The sequence below is a fragment of the Citrobacter sp. Cpo037 genome (genome assembly GCF_030332945.1).
Classification (GTDB): Bacteria; Pseudomonadota; Gammaproteobacteria; order Enterobacterales; family Enterobacteriaceae; genus Citrobacter; species Citrobacter portucalensis.
Window position 1 is genome coordinate 27,162 of sequence record NZ_JAOWGW010000040.1, and the last position, 16,689, is coordinate 43,850.

Consider the following 16,689-nt stretch of genomic DNA (forward strand, 5'->3'; position numbering starts at 1 on the left):
AAGAGGCAGGGCAAAGGATGAAGTGAGAAAAGGATAATCAACACATGTTCACAGACACTATCAATAAGTGTGCGGCTAACGCTGCGCGCATCGCACGCCTGTCGGCTAATAACCCGCTCGGATTCTGGATTAGTTCGGCAATGGCGGGAGCCTATGTTGGTCTCGGCATCATTCTTATTTTCACCCTCGGTAATCTGCTCGACCCGTCCGTTCGTCCTCTGGTGATGGGTGCAACCTTTGGTATTGCCTTAACACTGGTCATTATTGCCGGTTCTGAACTGTTCACCGGACATACCATGTTCCTGACGCTCGGCGTCAAAGCGGGCACCATAAGTCACGGCCAGATGTGGGCAATCCTGCCAAAAACCTGGCTGGGTAACCTGGTCGGTTCCGTGTTTGTCGCTCTGCTTTACAGCTGGGGCGGCGGTAGCCTGCTGCCGGTCGATACCAGCATCGTCCATTCTGTTGCTCTGGCGAAAACCACCGCGCCTGCGATGGTGCTGTTCTTTAAAGGGGCACTGTGTAACTGGTTGGTTTGTCTGGCAATCTGGATGGCAATCCGTACCGAAGGCGCGGCAAAATTCCTCGCTATCTGGTGGTGTCTGCTGGCGTTTATTGCTTCCGGCTACGAGCACTCCGTTGCCAACATGACGCTGTTTGCCCTCTCCTGGTTCGGCCATCACAGCGAAGCCTATACCCTGTCAGGAATTGGTCATAACCTGCTGTGGGTGACACTCGGTAATACTTTGTCCGGTGTCGTATTCATGGGATTAGGTTATTGGTATGCTACGCCAAAATCGGAGCGTCCGGCTCCGGCAAAAATCAATCAGCCAGAGGCTGCTGCCAATAATTAAGGGGTAATGTCGTGGATCATTTGCCTATATTTTGTCAACTACGTGACCGCGACTGCTTGATCGTCGGCGGTGGTGATGTCGCAGAACGCAAAGCGCGGTTACTGCTGGAAGCTGGCGCCCGTTTAACGGTTAATGCGCTGGCGTTTATTCCGCAGTTCAAAGTATGGGCAGATGAAAATATGCTGACGCTGGTGGAGGGACCGTTCGATGAGTCCCTGCTCGACACCTGCTGGTTGGCTATTGCCGCCACCGATGACGATGCCGTCAACCAAAGCGTCAGCACCGCAGCAGAATCACGTCGTATCTTCTGCAACGTGGTCGATGCGCCAAAAGCAGCCAGTTTTATCATGCCCTCCATTATCGACCGCTCGCCGCTGATGGTGGCGGTCTCCTCCGGCGGAACATCGCCGGTGCTTGCCCGTCTGCTGCGTGAAAGGCTTGAATCTGTACTACCTCAGCATCTGGGCCAGGTCGCGCAGTATGCCGGCAAGTTGCGCTCCCGTGTGAAGAAACAGTTTACCAGCATGGGTGAACGTCGCCGCTTCTGGGAAAAATTGTTCGTGAATGACCGCCTGGCGCAGTCGTTGGCGAACAATGACCTGAAAGCCGTCGAGGAAACCACCGAGCAAATGCTCAGCGAACCGCTGGATCACCGTGGCGAAGTGGTGCTGGTTGGCGCCGGTCCTGGCGATGCCGGCCTGCTGACGCTGAAAGGGCTACAGCAGATCCAGCAAGCGGATGTCGTGGTCTATGACCGTCTGGTTTCCGACGATATCATGAACCTTGTACGCCGCGACGCAGACCGGGTATTCGTCGGTAAACGTGCGGGCTATCACTGCGTACCACAGGAAGAGATCAACCAGATTCTGCTGCGTGAAGCACAACAGGGCAAGCGCGTGGTACGACTGAAAGGTGGCGACCCGTTTATCTTTGGCCGCGGTGGCGAAGAGCTGGAAACGCTGTGCCATGCTGGTATTCCATTCTCTGTAGTGCCAGGTATTACCGCAGCCTCCGGTTGTTCTGCCTATTCCGGCATTCCACTGACCCATCGTGATTACGCTCAGAGCGTACGTCTGGTTACCGGACACCTGAAAACCGGCGGTGAGTTGGACTGGGAAAACCTGGCAGCAGAGAAACAAACGCTGGTGTTCTACATGGGACTAAACCAGGCGGCCACGATCCAGGAAAAATTGATCGAATTTGGCATGCAGCCCGATATGCCCGTCGCCCTGGTAGAAAACGGTACCTCCGTGAAACAGCGTGTCGTCAATGGAGAGCTAACTCAGCTAGGAGAGTTGGCACAACAGGTTGAAAGCCCAGCGCTAATTATTGTTGGTCGTGTGGTAGGGTTACGCGATAAGCTGAACTGGTTTTCGAATCATTAATTGAATGCTAATAAATGCCCTGATATTCAGGGCATTTATTTATCACCCAGCAGATATAAATAATAAACGAAAGTTGCTATATCCCCCTCCAGAAATCCGACCATTAATCATTAATTAAAATATGACTACCCTACAATCTAATTCATTAATTATATAAAGCTAGCCATGTCTTTATCCGGACTACTTAAAATTTATCTTAGTTGATATCTTAACCGCCGAGAAATGGACTTCATCCATTTTAAAATAGATATCTTACAAGGATTTTAACATGCTGAAATTTGCAAAAATCACCTTAGTTGCTGGTGTTCTGGCTACGCTGACCGCATGCACTGGTCATATCGAAAACACAAAAAATAACTGCAGCTACGATTATTTCCTGCATCCAGCAATTTCAATTTCAAAAATTATTGGTGGCTGTGGCCCGGCTGCGAATCAGTAATAGAAGCGATTGCGCAGATACAAAAAAGCCGGGAACTTCCCGGTTTTTGCATTTATAGATTAGGTGCTCATTCACATGTTATCGCACTCACGCTCTCGCGCAAAATACGCAGCACCGTTTCTTCACCACTTCGGTTTGGATTGATTTGAATCGCATAATCGCCCAACGACGGACTCGCTTCGCGAAACGTCCCCGAAAGGCGAAAAAAAACCGGGCGTAACCCGGTTTCTTCAGTATTGCAGGGAGCATTACGGCTTGGCGACAAAACCAATCGCTTCGTAAACGGCCTTCAGCGTAACAGATGCGCGGGCGCTGGCTTTTTCCGCACCTTCTTTCATCACTTTCTGCAGGAAAGCTTCATCGTTACGGAAACGGTGATAGCGTTCCTGAAGCTCGGTCAGCATACCGGAAACGGCCTCTGCGACTTCACCTTTCAGATGACCATACATTTTGCCTTCGAAGTGCTGTTCCAGCTCCGGAATGCTCTTACCGGTGACCGCAGAGAGGATATCCAGCAGGTTGGAAACACCCGCTTTGTTCTGCACGTCGTAGCGTACAACCGGCGGCTCTTCGGAGTCGGTCATCGCACGTTTGATTTTCTTAACCACAGATTTCGGATCTTCCAGCAGGCCGATCACGTTGTTGCGGTTGTCATCCGACTTGGACATTTTCTTCGTCGGCTCCAGCAGCGACATCACGCGCGCGCCGGATTTAGGAATGAACGGCTCAGGCACTTTGAAGATGTCGCCATACAGAGCGTTGAAGCGCTGGGCGATATCGCGGCTCAGTTCCAGATGCTGTTTCTGATCTTCGCCAACCGGTACCTGGTTGGTCTGATACAACAGGATGTCTGCCGCCATCAGTACCGGATAATCAAACAGACCGGCGTTGATGTTCTCCGCATAGCGCGCGGATTTGTCTTTGAACTGGGTCATACGGCTCAGTTCGCCGAAGTAGGTGTAGCAGTTCAGCGCCCAACCTAACTGTGCATGCTCCGGTACGTGAGACTGCACGAAAATGGTGCTTTTTTCAGGATCGATACCGCATGCCAGATACAGCGCCAGCGTATCGAGCGTTGCTTTACGCAGCTGCTGAGCATCCTGACGAACGGTGATGGCATGTTGGTCAACGATGCAGTAGATGCAATGATAATCATCCTGCATGCTCACCCACTGACGCAGCGCACCCATATAGTTGCCAATGGTCAATTCACCTGAGGGCTGTGCGCCACTAAAAACGATGGGCTTAGTCATTTTTTGATTCCTGATTTTCGCTATGCGGAAGCCCGAGAGCGGGCAGTAGTTCATTAATACGGTCGTAAATAACGTCGGGCTGGCTCAGCGCGATTGACTCGCCGTAGTTGTAGCCATAGGTCAGGCCAACGGACGGACAGCCAGCAGCTTTTGCCGCCTGAATATCATTGCGTGAATCCCCTACGAAGAGCATTTGCTCAGGCTTGATGCCAAGCTTACTTGCCACCAGCAGCAGCGGATCCGGATGCGGTTTTTTATTCTGCACGTCGTCACCACCGATGACCACGCTAAAGTACTTGGCAATATCTAATGCTTCGAGCAATGGCGCAACAAACGGGGTCGGTTTGTTGGTCACCAGACCCAGCGGCAATCCTTTCGCATGCAGCGCGCCCAGCGTGTCGGCAACATCAGGGAACAGGAATGTCCCCTCTTCTGCGACATCGCCGTAGTATCTGTCGAACAGCTTACGCAAAATACGTACCTGCTCCTCGGCGGGAATATCATCATCAACGGGCGGTTTACCCATCGTTTTACGTAATGTTGCGCGCTCCTGACGGGACCACGTTAGCGCGCGTTCCATCAGTACATCTGCACCATTACCAATCCAGGTGATAACGCGTTCTTCTCCGGCAACCGGCAGTTCCAGCGCATATAGCGCCATGTCCACCGCTGCGGCTAATCCCGGCGCGCTGTCGACCAGCGTGCCGTCGAGGTCAAATGCAGCGCCCCGAATATCCTGAAACTTATCCATGACTTACCTTCGCCAGTTCATTGCGCATTTCATCAATGACTTTTTTGTAGTCTGGTTGGTCGAAAATGGCGGAGCCTGCGACAAACATATCTGCGCCTGCCGCGGCAATTTCACCAATGTTATTCACTTTGACGCCACCGTCCACTTCGAGGCGGATATCGTAGCCAGATTCATCAATACGACGACGCACTTCGCGCAGCTTATCCAGCGTTTGTGGGATGAAGGACTGTCCGCCAAAGCCTGGGTTAACGGACATCAGCAGGATCACATCGAGCTTATCCATGACGTAGTCCAGATAGCTCAGCGGTGTTGCCGGGTTGAACACCAGACCCGCTTTACAGCCATGCTCTTTGATCAGCTGTAAAGTGCGATCGACATGCTCGGAGGCTTCCGGATGAAAAGTAATGATGCTGGCGCCAGCGGCGGCGAAGTCCGGGACAATACGATCGACCGGTTTCACCATCAGGTGAACATCAATCGGGGCGGTGATGCCATATTTACGCAGCGATTTCAGTACCATCGGTCCGATGGTCAGGTTCGGTACATAGTGATTGTCCATGACGTCGAAGTGCACGACATCGGCACCGGCAGTCAGCGCTCTCGCGGTGTCCTCACCCAGGCGGGCAAAATCAGCCGACAGAATTGAGGGGGCGATCAAATACTGTTTCATCCGCTTCTCCTTGAGATTTATTTCTTCGCAGGCGTTACGACTCCTGGTTTATACAGTGCCAGCAGTTCGTTCACCTTTTTACGCGTGCCGCCATTGCTGCTTATGCTGCGCCGCACTTTGACCTGAAAATGTTTCGCCGCTCGGTACCATTCACGGGTATCGGGCGTATCGTGGTTCGAAATTAACACCGGGATCTGCTTACTGACCAGCTTTTCTGCCATCTCGGCCAAATGCGCCTGCTCTTTCGGGCTAAAGCTGTTGGTGTGATACGCAGTGAAATTTGCCGTCGCCGAAAGCGGTGCATAAGGCGGGTCACAATAGACCACAGAGTTGCTATCCGCACGGTTCATGCACTCTTCATAGGAGAGGCAATGGAACTCCGCATTCTGCGCTTTCTCAGCAAAATGGTACAACTCGGCTTCTGGGAAGTAAGGTTTTTTATAACGCCCAAACGGGACGTTAAACTCGCCGCGCAGGTTATAACGGCACAATCCGTTGTAACCAAAGCGGTTCAGATACAAGAACAGTACTGCTCTGCGGAACGGATCCTCGCTGGCATTAAATTCTTCTCTGAACCGATAGTACACCTCAGCCTGGTTGGTTTCAGGCATAAACAGCTCACGCGAAGCCTGCACATACTCATCGGTACGCGTCTTCACGATGTTATAGAGACTGATAAGGTCGCTGTTGATATCGGCAAGAATATAACGAGAAAAGTCGGTGTTGAGAAACACCGACCCGGCACCCACGAAAGGTTCAATCAGGCACTCACCCTGAGGTAAATGCCGTTTGATATCATCAAGCAGGGGGTATTTCCCCCCTGCCCATTTCAAAAAAGCGCGATTTTTTTTCATGCTGACTAACTAATTACACCTTCTCCGGCTGTGGAGAAAGCTCCGACAGCATCCTGCGCTTTAGTCTTTGTCCCGCAATTGGGCGAAACATCAAACCATTGCAGAACATATCCTATCTTACTTCAAATCGGCCTGAACCTGATGCAGCGGTTTTGCCCACGGGTTTTTCGCCTGAATATCAGCGGGTAACGTAGACACTGCACGTTTCGCATCTTCTTTAGACGCATACACACCTGTCACCAGAACATACCACGGTTGACCGTTACGCGTCGTCTGGTACAGCACGTAGTTCTTCAGGTTTTCTTTCTTCGCCCAACCGTTCAGGTTGTCGTAGTTAGAAGAACTGCTGAGCTGCAGCGTGTAATGGCTGGACGGCGCAGATTTTAACGCTCCAACATTACCTGCACTTTTCGCTCCGCCAGCAACAGGCGTTGTTGCTGTCGCCGTTGGCGCAGGCGTTGCAGTCTGTGCTGGCGCAGTTGTGGTTGCTTTCGGCGTAGCGGTTACCACAGGTGCTTTAGTTGTGGTGGTCGGCGCGGTAGCAGTTACGGTTGGTTTTGCCTGGGCAACAGGTTTCGGCTCTGTCGGCGTCGCTTTCACCGTAGTTTGCGGTTTGCTCTTCGGCTCAATAACGGCCTGTTTACGTTCCTGGCGCGTAGCAGCAGGACGCTCAGTCGTTTCCGTTTTCGCCGTCTGGCGCGCAGCATTACCATTACGCATCGGCGCAACGGTCGCAGGTTCAGTCGGCAGCGTAGAGTTAACCACGGCGTTGTTAACCTGCTCCTGACCCTGTGGTTGTGTCAGAGCATTGTTCAAATCGCCCTGCACTTCAACACGCTGCTGGCCTTCGGTTGCCGCAGGTGCCTGACCTTGAGTCGGGGTAGAGGAAATCGGTGGCAGGGAAACATCCTGCTGGGTATTGCCAACGGTCTGCTCAGCGCCCGTTGCAGGTGTCGTTGCACTCGCCTGATCCGTTGCATTGCTGCCAGAGAGATCGATGCTCTTCTCGCCAGATGCTGCCTGCTCATTGGAAGAAGATGAGGGGGCTTTCAGCGCAGAACCAATGCCGATAATCAGCAGCAGCAGTACCAGAACACCCACGCCCATCATCATATACTGGCGGGAGGCAGGCTTGCTGACGGCTTTCTTACGCTTGCGCGGACGACGTTCTACACGCTCTTCATCCACCGCATCGTCATCAGATTCATACTCTTCTTCAATGTCTTGCTCTTCATCACGCTCTTTGCGTGCGCGCGCAGGACGGCGATCGTCAGCATCCAGATCAACATCATCAAAATTGATTTTCGGCTCATTATCGCGTTCAGACGATTGACGAGAACGACCAGTACGACGATCGCTGGGATCGGGTTTCAGCTCGTCTTCTGGTTTGAATTCATCCATTTAACACCCCACTCAAAGGTTAATGCTTACGACTTTGCACATAACCTGAAGCTAAAAGACCTACGTTTCGCAACGTAAGCCTGACCTTTCTTGTTGTTACGCCTGCTGGCAATCAGCAATAGCGTTAAGAACCACCTCGTGCGACACTCCGCCGCGCACTTCACTCTTCCCTATCGCTCGCGGAAGCACCAAACGAATCTCTCCCGCTAACACTTTTTTATCTCGCAGCATGTGCGGCAGATAAGCCTCGGTGGACATTTCACGCGGCCCATTCACCGGTAAGCCTGCTCGCTGTAACAGCGTAATGATGCGCTGCGTATCAGCGGAGGTGAACTGACCCAAACGTTCTGACGTACGGGCAGCCATTACCATACCTGCTGCGACTGCTTCACCATGTAACCAATTGCCATAACCCATTTCAGCTTCGATCGCATGGCCAAACGTGTGTCCCAGATTCAGTAAAGCACGTAAGCCCATTTCACGCTCGTCTGCTGCGACAACTTCTGCTTTCAGCTCACAACAACGACGGATACAGTACGCCATTGCCGGACCATCCAGACGCAGTAACGCATCCAGATTGTCTTCCAGCCAGCTGAAAAATTCACCGTCAAGAATGATGCCGTATTTGATCACTTCCGCCAGCCCCGATGCCAGCTCACGCGCAGGAAGCGTTTTCAGGCAATCGAGATCCACCACCACGGAGGCCGGTTGGTAAAACGCGCCAATCATGTTTTTACCGAGGGGATGGTTTACGGCGGTTTTGCCGCCAACGGAGGAGTCGACCTGCGACAACAGGGTTGTCGGGACTTGAATAAAACGAACACCACGTTGATAGCTGGCTGCCGCAAAACCGGTCAGATCGCCAATCACGCCGCCGCCAAGGGCAACTAACGTGGTATCACGACCGTGCGGTTTTTGCAGTAACGCGGTGAAAACCGTATCCAGAACCGTCAGGCTTTTATACTGCTCGCCATCGGGAAGGATAACGCTATCAACGTTAACACCCGCCTGTTCAAGTACGCCGCGAACCTTATCGAGATAAAGGGGAGCCAGGGTTTCGTTGGTCACCAACATAACCTGATCGCCCGATTTCAGCGGTAAGAATGAAGCTGGCTCATTGAACAAACCAGCCGCGATGGTGATAGGGTAACTACGTTCCCCGAGAGTGACTGTGATCCTCTCCATTACGCGACATCCACCTTAGTTACTTGTACCCGCAGACGAGTGTGTATTCAGCCAGAATTAGTTGCTTTCCAACATATGAATAATCTGGTTTGCTACGACTTTTGCGCTCTGATCGTCGGTGCGAATGGTCACGTCAGCAATCTCTTCGTACAGAGGATTGCGTTCGTCAGCCAACGCTTCCAGAACTTCACGAGGCGGTGATTCTACCTGCAGCAGCGGGCGTTTCTTGTCACGTTGAGTACGTGCAAGTTGTTTTTCAATTGTCGTTTCAAGATAGACCACGACGCCACGCGCGGAAAGACGGTTACGTGTTTCACGTGATTTTACAGAGCCACCGCCAGTTGCCAGCACAATACCCTGTTTTTCCGTCAACTCGTTGATGACTTTTTCTTCGCGATCACGGAAGCCGTCTTCACCTTCTACATCGAAGACCCAGCCCACATCAGCTCCGGTTCGTTTCTCAATCTCTTGATCAGAATCGTAAAATTCCATATTGAGTTGTTGAGCTAACTGGCGCCCAATAGTGCTTTTTCCGGCACCCATAGGCCCAACCAGAAAGATATTGCGTTTCTCTGCCATTTTTTCGGTACTACTAAGACTATTCGTTAATGGTAAACCCGCTTCGCAGACACCCAGCGCAGCAGGACATGAACTGAAACCTCATAAGATATTGCGAGAGTCAGACTGAAAATTATCTCAATACTCAAGCGGGTTTGGCAACTGAATAAATCACCAAACCTAACGCATTTCTGGTCGTGGCAGGCATGCTACCCTGCAAACATCAGACCTGGCGACGTATCGCGCAGTCAAATGACACCCAATAAGCCTATGGCACACCACCGGAAAGGCAAAGCGTATTCACTGCCGCATAAGTAAAGAAAAGTACCGACGCTCAAATCGGTACTCCTTGTATGCTAAATACACCCTCACGTCAAATCCCTGAAACGTGTTCAGTGCAAAAACAATGGCTTTTCATGCATAAGTTATTCCGTTGAAACCAGTCTGGGCGTAATAAAGACCACTAATTCGCGCCGTTCATCTTCTTTACCATCATGGCGAAAAAGAGAGCCAAGCCAGGGAATGTCGCCTAATAGCGGCACGCTGTCGGCTGCGGATTTATTCTTATGTGAAAAAATCCCGCCAAGCGCAATTGTCTCGCCGTTTTTTACCTCGACCTGCGTTTCAATCTCCTGCTTGTCGATAGCCAGCACTTCGCCATCTGCCTGCTGTAGAACCTGTCCGGGAACATTCTGGCTGATATGCAGTTTCAGCCTGATTCTCCCTTTCTGCAATACCGTTGGTGTTACCTCCATCCCCAGTACCGCTTCCTTGAACTCGACGGATGTCGCACCGCTTTCACCGCTGGAGACCTGATAAGGGATCTCACTGCCCTGCTTAATACTGGCAGGTTGCAGGTGAGATGCCAGTAATCGTGGACTGGCGATGATATCCAACTGCTGTTTTTGCTCCAGCGCAGACAACTCCAGTTCCAGTAAACGACCGTTAATGCGGCCAATGTTAAATCCCACACGGGATGTGGCAGTGGCTACAGAAAGGTCGCTGGCAAGCGTTGTAACATTCCCAACCGCCCCCGATTGTTGTGCGTCAGCCAGCGACCACTTCACCCCCAGCTCGCGCAAACTTTTTTCATTTATGGTGACGATATGCGCCGCCAGTTCGACCTGGGCAACCGGCAAATCCATTTGCGATACCCACTTTTCCAGGGTGTTAAGCGCAACGCTATTATCACGCAGCAGTAAGCGGTTGGTCCGTTTATCCACCGTCATGCTTCCCTTGGCACTGAGCAGCTTTTCTCCTGCTTTTGCCAGCTCGGCAGCATCGGCATAGTGCAAAATAATGCTGCGCTGCTCCAGCGGCATACTGGCCTGAATCCGCGCCTGTTCATTGTCCTGGCGGGCCGCATTTTCACTCTGCCATTGAACAGAATGCACATGCAGGATATTGCCCTCCTGGCGTAATACCAGCCCGGCACTTTTTACCACCGTCTGCAATGCCTGCTTCCAGGGGACATCCGTCAAATGCAACGACAGCACACCGCTGACATCTGGCGAAACCACCAGGTTTTTCTGTTCCTGTTCAGCCAGCGCCTGCAATACCTGCGTAACCGGCACATCATCGAGCACCAGCGTCACGTTTTGCGGTTTCGTCGCCAGCGCGCTCGTTATCCCGACCGCCAGCGCTATTACTATCCACGCTATCCATCGCTTCATTTACCGCTCCTTGTCGTTGCCACTGCCATCGCGGCGGTTCGCAGTTTTTTTCTGTATCGAGGGTTATGTTCTGGGCCGTTATCTGCGTAATCGTCCAACCGTTTTTCAGGACGTCATTTGGCTTAACCCGCCGCCATTTTTTCTGGCTATCCTGAACGATGCCGATGGGTCGCGTGCCCTGGCTCACCATGCCCTGAAAGCGCCATGTCGACATCTCAGCAATTTGGCAGCGGTCCTCCGGCGGCAGGAAGGGATTACGCATACCGGTGAGCATCAGTACGCTCATACATGCCAACAGCCAGCGTTCAACCGTCATTCAGACGCTCCAGCTGTAGCGTTAGCAGCAACTCCGTGTCTTCTGCGCTAAGCGAAAATCGGCTGACGTTCATCCCCTGATCCGCCAACTGGACAAACGTCTGCGGGATAGCATCCCAGGCCGATATCAGCGCCATCTCTCCGCCTTGCGCGGAGGGTTGCCAGTGGATAAGACGAGTAAGTGAAGTCTGAAACAGCAGCGGGGAGAACAGGGTCAGTTTCTCTTCCGGCTCTGCTGGTGATGCCGCCAGCAGATAGACATCTCGCCATTGCATCTGAATAGCTGCCCGTTGTTGGACCAGCGTCTCGCGTTGCATCGTCCGCTCCCGCGCGACGGGATAAAGACATAACGTCACCAGTATGAGTAGCCCTAACATCCAGCCGCACCAGCAGATGAGTCGAAAGCGCGGCGACTGCGCTAACCAGACATCACAGATCGTTATCATGCGCACCGCTCCGTGTCAGTCGATAGTGGAATTGCCAGCGTCCCTGCGCATCCTGCTGCGTTTCACCGGGGCTGCTCAACTGAAACAATGGCTGCTGGCGTAATTGCGCCTCCAGCGCCTGCAGCGCGGCAAAGTTCAGCGTGTTTCCCGTCAGTTCCAGCGTGTCCTGCTGCCAGGCCATTTTTGTTAACCACGCCTGCTCAGGCAGGAATTCCGCCAGCTCTTGCAATACCGACTGCCAGCTTCGGGTCTGCTCACGCTGTTTGTTCCGTGCCTGCACCTGTTGCCATCGTTGCTGGCGCTGCTGCATACGCGGCTTTAGCGCCATTAAGGCCTCGGCACGCGTCTTTTCGGCATCTGCCAGCAACAATTCAGCCCGATTTTCTACACTCAACACGCTGTAATAGCGCAACAACACGCCGCTACTAAGCAGTAGCGAAGCGCTAAATAAGATGCCCCAGAAGCGCAGGCAAGCGTAACGCCGAGTCTGACGCCAGGGCAGAAGATTAATGGTCGCTATCATCAGTACGCGCCTCCCATAGCGAGTCCCAGCGCAATGGCGAAGTGATGGCTTTGCGTTGGAATGGGCGGCTGGCGTACAGACACGGCGCTCAAAGGGTCGAAGCCGCCAGGGGAGCATTGCGCAATGGCTGTCGTGGGCAGAGATAATGTCGTGGCAAGCTCATCGATACTGCCAATATCGCCCGTTGATTTACGTCCCCATGCCGAACGGGTCGCCCATAACCACTGGGCGTCATCACGCCATACCAGACACTGCTGATGCTCTGGCAAGAAGGGAATAAATCGCTGTAACGCGCTGGCATCCGGTGTAATCGCCGTAACCTGCACCTTCAGGGTTTGGATAAGCGTCAGAAGCGCTGAAATCTCTTTGCTTTGCGCAGCAGTGACGTTAAACGCCGGGCTCAACGTGTCTTCGCTATAATCAAAATGCAGCGCATCCGGCGCCATATCGAGTTCACGCGCCATCGAACCGGACAACCATGCGGTTTGCTCTGGCTCGCGTAACGTCATTGTCGGACGAGGAAACTTTTTTTGTAACGTCCTGTTGGCGGGAAAAGAGAGATGAATATGGTGTCGGCGAGGGAGCTCCCGGCTCCACGGCAGTAGCGCGGCGACCAGCTGTTCAGGCTCGCGAATGTGGCCATCGACGATAACCTGAGGCGTCAGCGGTATACGCCACCAGCGTTGCAGATACCAACCTGATGCTTCGCGAACGATAGCGACAGCCAGCGCTTCATGTTGCTGAATATGCAGACCAATTTTCCAGATATTGAAAGCCATTGCTGATGATCTCCTTATCACCCGTCGCTTTAACGGGTATATCAATGCGTCTGGCTTGCCTTTATACTACCGCGCGTTTGTTTATAAACTGCCCAAATGCCACTAAATGGGAAATCTCCAGTGAAGTTCGTAAAGTATTTATTAATCCTTGCAGTATGTTGCATCCTGCTGGGAGCAGGCTCGATTTATGGCCTTTATCGCTATATCGAGCCGCAATTACCTGACGTCGCGACGCTCAAAGATGTGCGTTTACAGATCCCGATGCAGGTTTACAGCGCTGACGGCGAGCTAATCGCGCAATATGGCGAGAAACGTCGAATCCCGGTCACACTGGATCAGATGCCGCCGGTAATGGTTAAAGCCTTTATCGCCACAGAAGACAGCCGCTTTTATGAGCACCATGGGGTAGACCCGGTGGGGATCTTCCGTGCGGCCAGCGTCGCATTGTTCTCTGGTCACGCTTCGCAAGGGGCGAGTACCATTACCCAACAGTTGGCGAGAAACTTCTTCCTGAGCCCGGAACGTACGCTGATGCGTAAGATCAAAGAAGTGTTCCTGGCGATCCGCATTGAACAACTGCTGAGTAAAGATGAGATCCTCGAACTGTATCTGAACAAGATCTATCTGGGGTATCGCGCCTATGGCGTGGGTGCTGCCGCGCAGGTCTATTTCGGTAAGACAGTGGATCAACTCAGCTTAAGTGAAATTGCGGTGATTGCCGGTCTGCCAAAAGCGCCGTCAACCTTCAACCCGCTCTATTCGATGGACCGTGCAACCGCGCGACGTAACGTTGTACTGTCGCGTATGTTGAGCGAAAACTACATCACGCAGGCCCAGTACGATCAGGCGCGCGGCAAGGCCATTGACGCTAACTACCACGCGCCGGAAATCGCTTTCTCTGCACCGTATCTGTCTGAAATGGTGCGCCAGGAGATGTATAACCGTTATGGCGAGAAAGCCTACGAAGACGGGTATCGCATCACCACTACCATTACGCGCAAAGTACAGCAGGCAGCTCAGCAGGCAGTACGTAACAACGTGATGGATTACGACATGCGCCACGGCTACCGCGGCCCGTCGAACGTGCTGTGGAAAGTGGGCGAAAGCAGTTGGGACAGCAAGAAAATTACCGATACGCTGAAAGCGCTGCCGACTTATGGCCCCCTGCTGCCGGCGGTTGTTACCAGCGCCAATCCACAGGAAGCCATTGCCGCGCTGGCGGATGGTACATCAGTGTCATTACGGATGGATGGTATGCGCTGGGCGCGTCCTTACCGTTCAGATACTCAACAAGGCCCAACGCCGCGTAAAGTGACTGACGTAGTACAGACTGGCCAGCAAATCTGGGTACGCCAGGTGGGAGATGCCTGGTGGCTGGCGCAAGTGCCGGACGTCAACTCAGCCCTGGTCTCCATCAATCCGCAAAACGGCGCGGTGCTGGCGCTGGTTGGTGGTTTTGACTTCAACCAGAGCAAGTTTAACCGTGCAACCCAGGCGTTACGTCAGGTGGGCTCCAACATCAAGCCATTCCTGTATACCGCCGCGATGGATAAAGGTCTGACGCTGGCGAGCATGCTCAACGACGTGCCGATCTCCCGCTGGGATGCCGGTGCTGGTTCCGACTGGCAGCCGAAGAACTCCCCGCCGCAGTACGCCGGTCCTATCCGCTTACGTCAGGGGCTGGGTCAGTCGAAAAACGTAGTCATGGTACGCGCCATGCGCGCCATGGGCGTGGATTACGCGGCAGAGTATCTGCAACGTTTCGGCTTCCCGGCACAGAACATTGTGCATACCGAGTCGCTGGCGCTGGGTTCTGCTTCGTTCACACCGTTGCAGGTGGCACGCGGTTACGCAGTGATGTCTAATGGCGGCTTCCTGGTCGATCCGTATTTCATCAGTAAGATTGAAAGCGATATGGGCGGCGTTATCTTCGAAGCGAAGCCGAAAATTGCCTGCCCGGAATGCGATATTCCGGTGATATATGGCGATACCCAGAAATCTAATGTGCTGGAAAACAGTAACGTAGAAGATGTCGCCGTCTCGCAGGAACAGCAGAATGCCGCCGTGCCTATGCCGCAACTTGAGCAGGCAAACCAGGCTCTGGTCGCGCAAAGCGGCACACAAGAGTACGCTCCGCACGTGATCAACACGCCGCTGGCCTTCCTGATTAAAAGCGCGCTGAACACCAATATCTTTGGTGAACCAGGCTGGATGGGAACCGGTTGGCGCGCAGGTCGCGATTTACAGCGTCATGATATCGGTGGGAAAACCGGGACTACCAACAGCTCTAAAGATGCGTGGTTCTCCGGTTACGGACCAGGGGTAGTAACGTCGGTATGGATCGGCTTTGATGACCATCGCCGCAACCTTGGTCATACAACGGCTTCCGGCGCGATCAAAGACCAAATCTCCGGTTACGAAGGCGGTGCGAAGAGTGCGCAGCCTGCATGGGATGCTTACATGAAATCCGTGCTGGAAGGTGTGCCTGAACAGCCGCTGACGCCACCGCCGGGTATCGTGACGGTCAATATCGATCGCAGCACAGGACAACTGGCGAGCGGTGGCAATAGCCGCGCAGAGTACTTCATTGAAGGCACACAGCCGACGCAACAAGCGGTGCATGAGGTGGGAACAACCATTATTGATAATGGTGAGACACACGAACTGTTCTGATCGATTGCCGGATGGAGCTTCGCTTATCCGGCCTACAATTTCGGTACAATTATTTGATCTTCCGGAATTTTGTAGGCTGGATAAGGTATCAGTTGGCAATCGTAATTAAAGCCGCCCCTGCCCTTTCAGCCATTCGCGTACGAGGAACAGCGCACTGACATTACGTGCTTCATGAAAATCAGGATCTTCCAGCAGGTCCATCAAATGCGCCAGCGGCCAGCGCACCTGCGGTAATGGCTCAGGTTCATCACCCTCCAGCGATTCAGGATATAAGTCCTCTGCCACCACGATGTTCATCTTGCTGGAGAAATAAGATGGCGCCATGCTGAGTTTCTTTAAAAACGTCAGATCTTTTGCGCCAAACCCCACCTCTTCTTTCAGCTCCCGATTCGCCGCCTCAAACACGCTTTCGCCAGGGTCGATTAATCCCTTGGAAAAACCCAGTTCGTAGGACTCGGTCCCGACCGCATATTCGCGAATAAGGATCAGATGGTCGTCAACAATCGGCACAATCATTACCGCTTCACGCGTGGATGGACGCATACGTTCATAAACGCGGCGTACGCCATTGCTGAACTCAAGGTCCACGCTTTCGACCTTAAACAGCCGGGATTGGGCGACGGTTTCCACTTTCAAAATCGTGGGTTTCTGTAATGATTTGCTCATTGTGAGGATCTTTGCTGTGAAATCTGGGGTTATTGTGCGATATACCGCACGGTTTCGGCAATGTGAATTGCCGTTTATTTACATTTATGTAACGTACTAAAAGTTAATCCCTATTTCAAATTAAAAGTCAATAGGTTGAAATAACTCCAGGAATTTGCTGATATTCCATTTTTGGTGATTTTGCTATGATTCGCATTTACTGGGCTGTATTTAAAGATGCTCAAGTTCGACTCCACACTTGCCGATAGCCAACCACAGAATCAC

General features: G+C 52.7%; 17 protein-coding genes and 1 pseudogene. 4 read left to right on the forward strand and 14 right to left on the reverse strand.

What is annotated here, in order from left to right:
- Positions 1–44 precede the first annotated feature (44 nt).
- The 3 genes from nirC (at position 45) to OGX94_RS03765 (ending at position 2,678) form a co-directional block, all read left to right on the forward strand.
- Complete coding sequence (gene nirC, locus OGX94_RS03755) at positions 45–854, forward strand: nitrite transporter NirC (protein ID WP_008786308.1); 810 nt, start codon at positions 45–47, stop codon at positions 852–854.
- Positions 855–865: 11 nt separating this feature from the next.
- Entirely contained in the window at positions 866–2,239 is a 1,374-nt protein-coding gene (cysG, locus tag OGX94_RS03760) for a siroheme synthase CysG (protein WP_164562441.1), read from the forward strand.
- A gap of 268 nt (positions 2,240–2,507) precedes the next feature.
- Entirely contained in the window at positions 2,508–2,678 is a 171-nt protein-coding gene (locus OGX94_RS03765; RefSeq protein ID WP_003827690.1) for a YhfL family protein, read from the forward strand.
- Positions 2,679–2,745: 67 nt separating this feature from the next.
- On the opposite strand, the pseudogene OGX94_RS03770 reads toward OGX94_RS03765, so the two are convergent.
- The 13 genes and pseudogenes from OGX94_RS03770 to OGX94_RS03830 all read right to left on the reverse strand — a co-directional run.
- Positions 2,746–2,892: pseudogene (locus OGX94_RS03770) on the reverse strand (aminotransferase); the annotation flags it as partial.
- 34 nt (positions 2,893–2,926) lie between these two features.
- Positions 2,927–3,931 (reverse strand): tryptophan--tRNA ligase, encoded by a 1,005-nt coding sequence (trpS, locus tag OGX94_RS03775; protein WP_003827687.1) that lies wholly within the window; start codon positions 3,929–3,931, stop codon positions 2,927–2,929.
- A complete protein-coding gene (gene gph / locus OGX94_RS03780) occupies positions 3,924–4,682 on the reverse strand; it encodes a phosphoglycolate phosphatase (protein WP_003827686.1) in 759 nt (252 codons plus the stop codon). The genes trpS and gph overlap by 8 nt, the downstream gene beginning before the upstream one ends.
- Positions 4,675–5,352 (reverse strand): ribulose-phosphate 3-epimerase, encoded by a 678-nt coding sequence (rpe, locus tag OGX94_RS03785; RefSeq protein WP_003023561.1) that lies wholly within the window; start codon positions 5,350–5,352, stop codon positions 4,675–4,677. The genes gph and rpe overlap by 8 nt, the downstream gene beginning before the upstream one ends.
- 17 nt (positions 5,353–5,369) lie before the next feature.
- Positions 5,370–6,206, reverse strand: a complete 837-nt coding sequence (gene dam, locus OGX94_RS03790) for an adenine-specific DNA-methyltransferase (RefSeq protein WP_003827684.1) — start codon at positions 6,204–6,206, stop codon at positions 5,370–5,372.
- Positions 6,207–6,323: 117 nt separating this feature from the next.
- Positions 6,324–7,607 (reverse strand): cell division protein DamX, encoded by a 1,284-nt coding sequence (damX, locus tag OGX94_RS03795; protein WP_286568746.1) that lies wholly within the window; start codon positions 7,605–7,607, stop codon positions 6,324–6,326.
- Positions 7,608–7,703: 96 nt separating this feature from the next.
- The gene (gene aroB, locus OGX94_RS03800; RefSeq protein ID WP_003827681.1) at positions 7,704–8,792 is read right to left on the reverse strand and encodes a 3-dehydroquinate synthase; all 1,089 of its coding nucleotides are present in this window, start codon (positions 8,790–8,792) and stop codon (positions 7,704–7,706) included.
- A gap of 57 nt (positions 8,793–8,849) precedes the next feature.
- A complete protein-coding gene (aroK, locus tag OGX94_RS03805) occupies positions 8,850–9,371 on the reverse strand; it encodes a shikimate kinase AroK (protein ID WP_003023552.1) in 522 nt (173 codons plus the stop codon).
- Positions 9,372–9,775: 404 nt separating this feature from the next.
- Entirely contained in the window at positions 9,776–11,023 is a 1,248-nt protein-coding gene (gene hofQ, locus OGX94_RS03810; RefSeq protein WP_003827676.1) for a DNA uptake porin HofQ, read from the reverse strand.
- Entirely contained in the window at positions 10,926–11,339 is a 414-nt protein-coding gene (locus OGX94_RS03815; RefSeq protein WP_032934159.1) for a HofP DNA utilization family protein, read from the reverse strand. Before OGX94_RS03815 ends, hofQ begins: the two co-directional genes overlap by 98 nt.
- Positions 11,329–11,784, reverse strand: coding sequence for a HofO family protein (locus OGX94_RS03820; protein WP_032934157.1), 456 nt, complete (start codon positions 11,782–11,784; stop codon positions 11,329–11,331). The genes OGX94_RS03815 and OGX94_RS03820 overlap by 11 nt, the downstream gene beginning before the upstream one ends.
- Positions 11,768–12,307: a PilN domain-containing protein gene (locus tag OGX94_RS03825; RefSeq protein ID WP_257662219.1), complete on the reverse strand. Its 540-nt coding sequence runs from the start codon at positions 12,305–12,307 to the stop codon at positions 11,768–11,770. Before OGX94_RS03825 ends, OGX94_RS03820 begins: the two co-directional genes overlap by 17 nt.
- Positions 12,307–13,086, reverse strand: a complete 780-nt coding sequence (locus tag OGX94_RS03830) for a type IV pilus biogenesis protein PilM (RefSeq protein WP_003827671.1) — start codon at positions 13,084–13,086, stop codon at positions 12,307–12,309. Before OGX94_RS03830 ends, OGX94_RS03825 begins: the two co-directional genes overlap by 1 nt.
- 120 nt (positions 13,087–13,206) lie before the next feature.
- Here OGX94_RS03830 and mrcA point away from each other — a divergent pair, with 120 nt between their 5' ends.
- Entirely contained in the window at positions 13,207–15,759 is a 2,553-nt protein-coding gene (mrcA, locus tag OGX94_RS03835; RefSeq protein ID WP_257662218.1) for a peptidoglycan glycosyltransferase/peptidoglycan DD-transpeptidase MrcA, read from the forward strand.
- A 105-nt stretch (positions 15,760–15,864) separates the two neighbouring features.
- Here the strand turns inward: mrcA and nudE are convergent, their stop codons facing one another.
- On the reverse strand, positions 15,865–16,425 hold the full coding sequence (nudE, locus tag OGX94_RS03840) for an ADP compounds hydrolase NudE (RefSeq protein ID WP_003827667.1): 561 nt from the start codon (positions 16,423–16,425) through the stop codon (positions 15,865–15,867).
- Between the last annotated feature and the right edge of the window lie 264 nt (positions 16,426–16,689).

Coding starts and splice junctions, on each gene's coding strand:
- damX (WP_286568746.1), bottom strand. CDS start 7,607: ATGGATGAATTCAAACCAGAAGACGAGCTGAAACCCGATCCCAGCGAT.
- OGX94_RS03825 (WP_257662219.1), bottom strand. CDS start 12,307: ATGATAGCGACCATTAATCTTCTGCCCTGGCGTCAGACTCGGCGTTAC.
- gph (WP_003827686.1), bottom strand. CDS start 4,682: ATGGATAAGTTTCAGGATATTCGGGGCGCTGCATTTGACCTCGACGGC.
- nirC (WP_008786308.1), top strand. CDS start 45: ATGTTCACAGACACTATCAATAAGTGTGCGGCTAACGCTGCGCGCATC.
- aroB (WP_003827681.1), bottom strand. CDS start 8,792: ATGGAGAGGATCACAGTCACTCTCGGGGAACGTAGTTACCCTATCACC.
- OGX94_RS03820 (WP_032934157.1), bottom strand. CDS start 11,784: ATGATAACGATCTGTGATGTCTGGTTAGCGCAGTCGCCGCGCTTTCGA.
- hofQ (WP_003827676.1), bottom strand. CDS start 11,023: ATGAAGCGATGGATAGCGTGGATAGTAATAGCGCTGGCGGTCGGGATA.
- dam (WP_003827684.1), bottom strand. CDS start 6,206: ATGAAAAAAAATCGCGCTTTTTTGAAATGGGCAGGGGGGAAATACCCC.
- rpe (WP_003023561.1), bottom strand. CDS start 5,352: ATGAAACAGTATTTGATCGCCCCCTCAATTCTGTCGGCTGATTTTGCC.
- OGX94_RS03830 (WP_003827671.1), bottom strand. CDS start 13,086: ATGGCTTTCAATATCTGGAAAATTGGTCTGCATATTCAGCAACATGAA.
- OGX94_RS03815 (WP_032934159.1), bottom strand. CDS start 11,339: ATGACGGTTGAACGCTGGCTGTTGGCATGTATGAGCGTACTGATGCTC.
- trpS (WP_003827687.1), bottom strand. CDS start 3,931: ATGACTAAGCCCATCGTTTTTAGTGGCGCACAGCCCTCAGGTGAATTG.
- nudE (WP_003827667.1), bottom strand. CDS start 16,425: ATGAGCAAATCATTACAGAAACCCACGATTTTGAAAGTGGAAACCGTC.
- aroK (WP_003023552.1), bottom strand. CDS start 9,371: ATGGCAGAGAAACGCAATATCTTTCTGGTTGGGCCTATGGGTGCCGGA.
- OGX94_RS03765 (WP_003827690.1), top strand. CDS start 2,508: ATGCTGAAATTTGCAAAAATCACCTTAGTTGCTGGTGTTCTGGCTACG.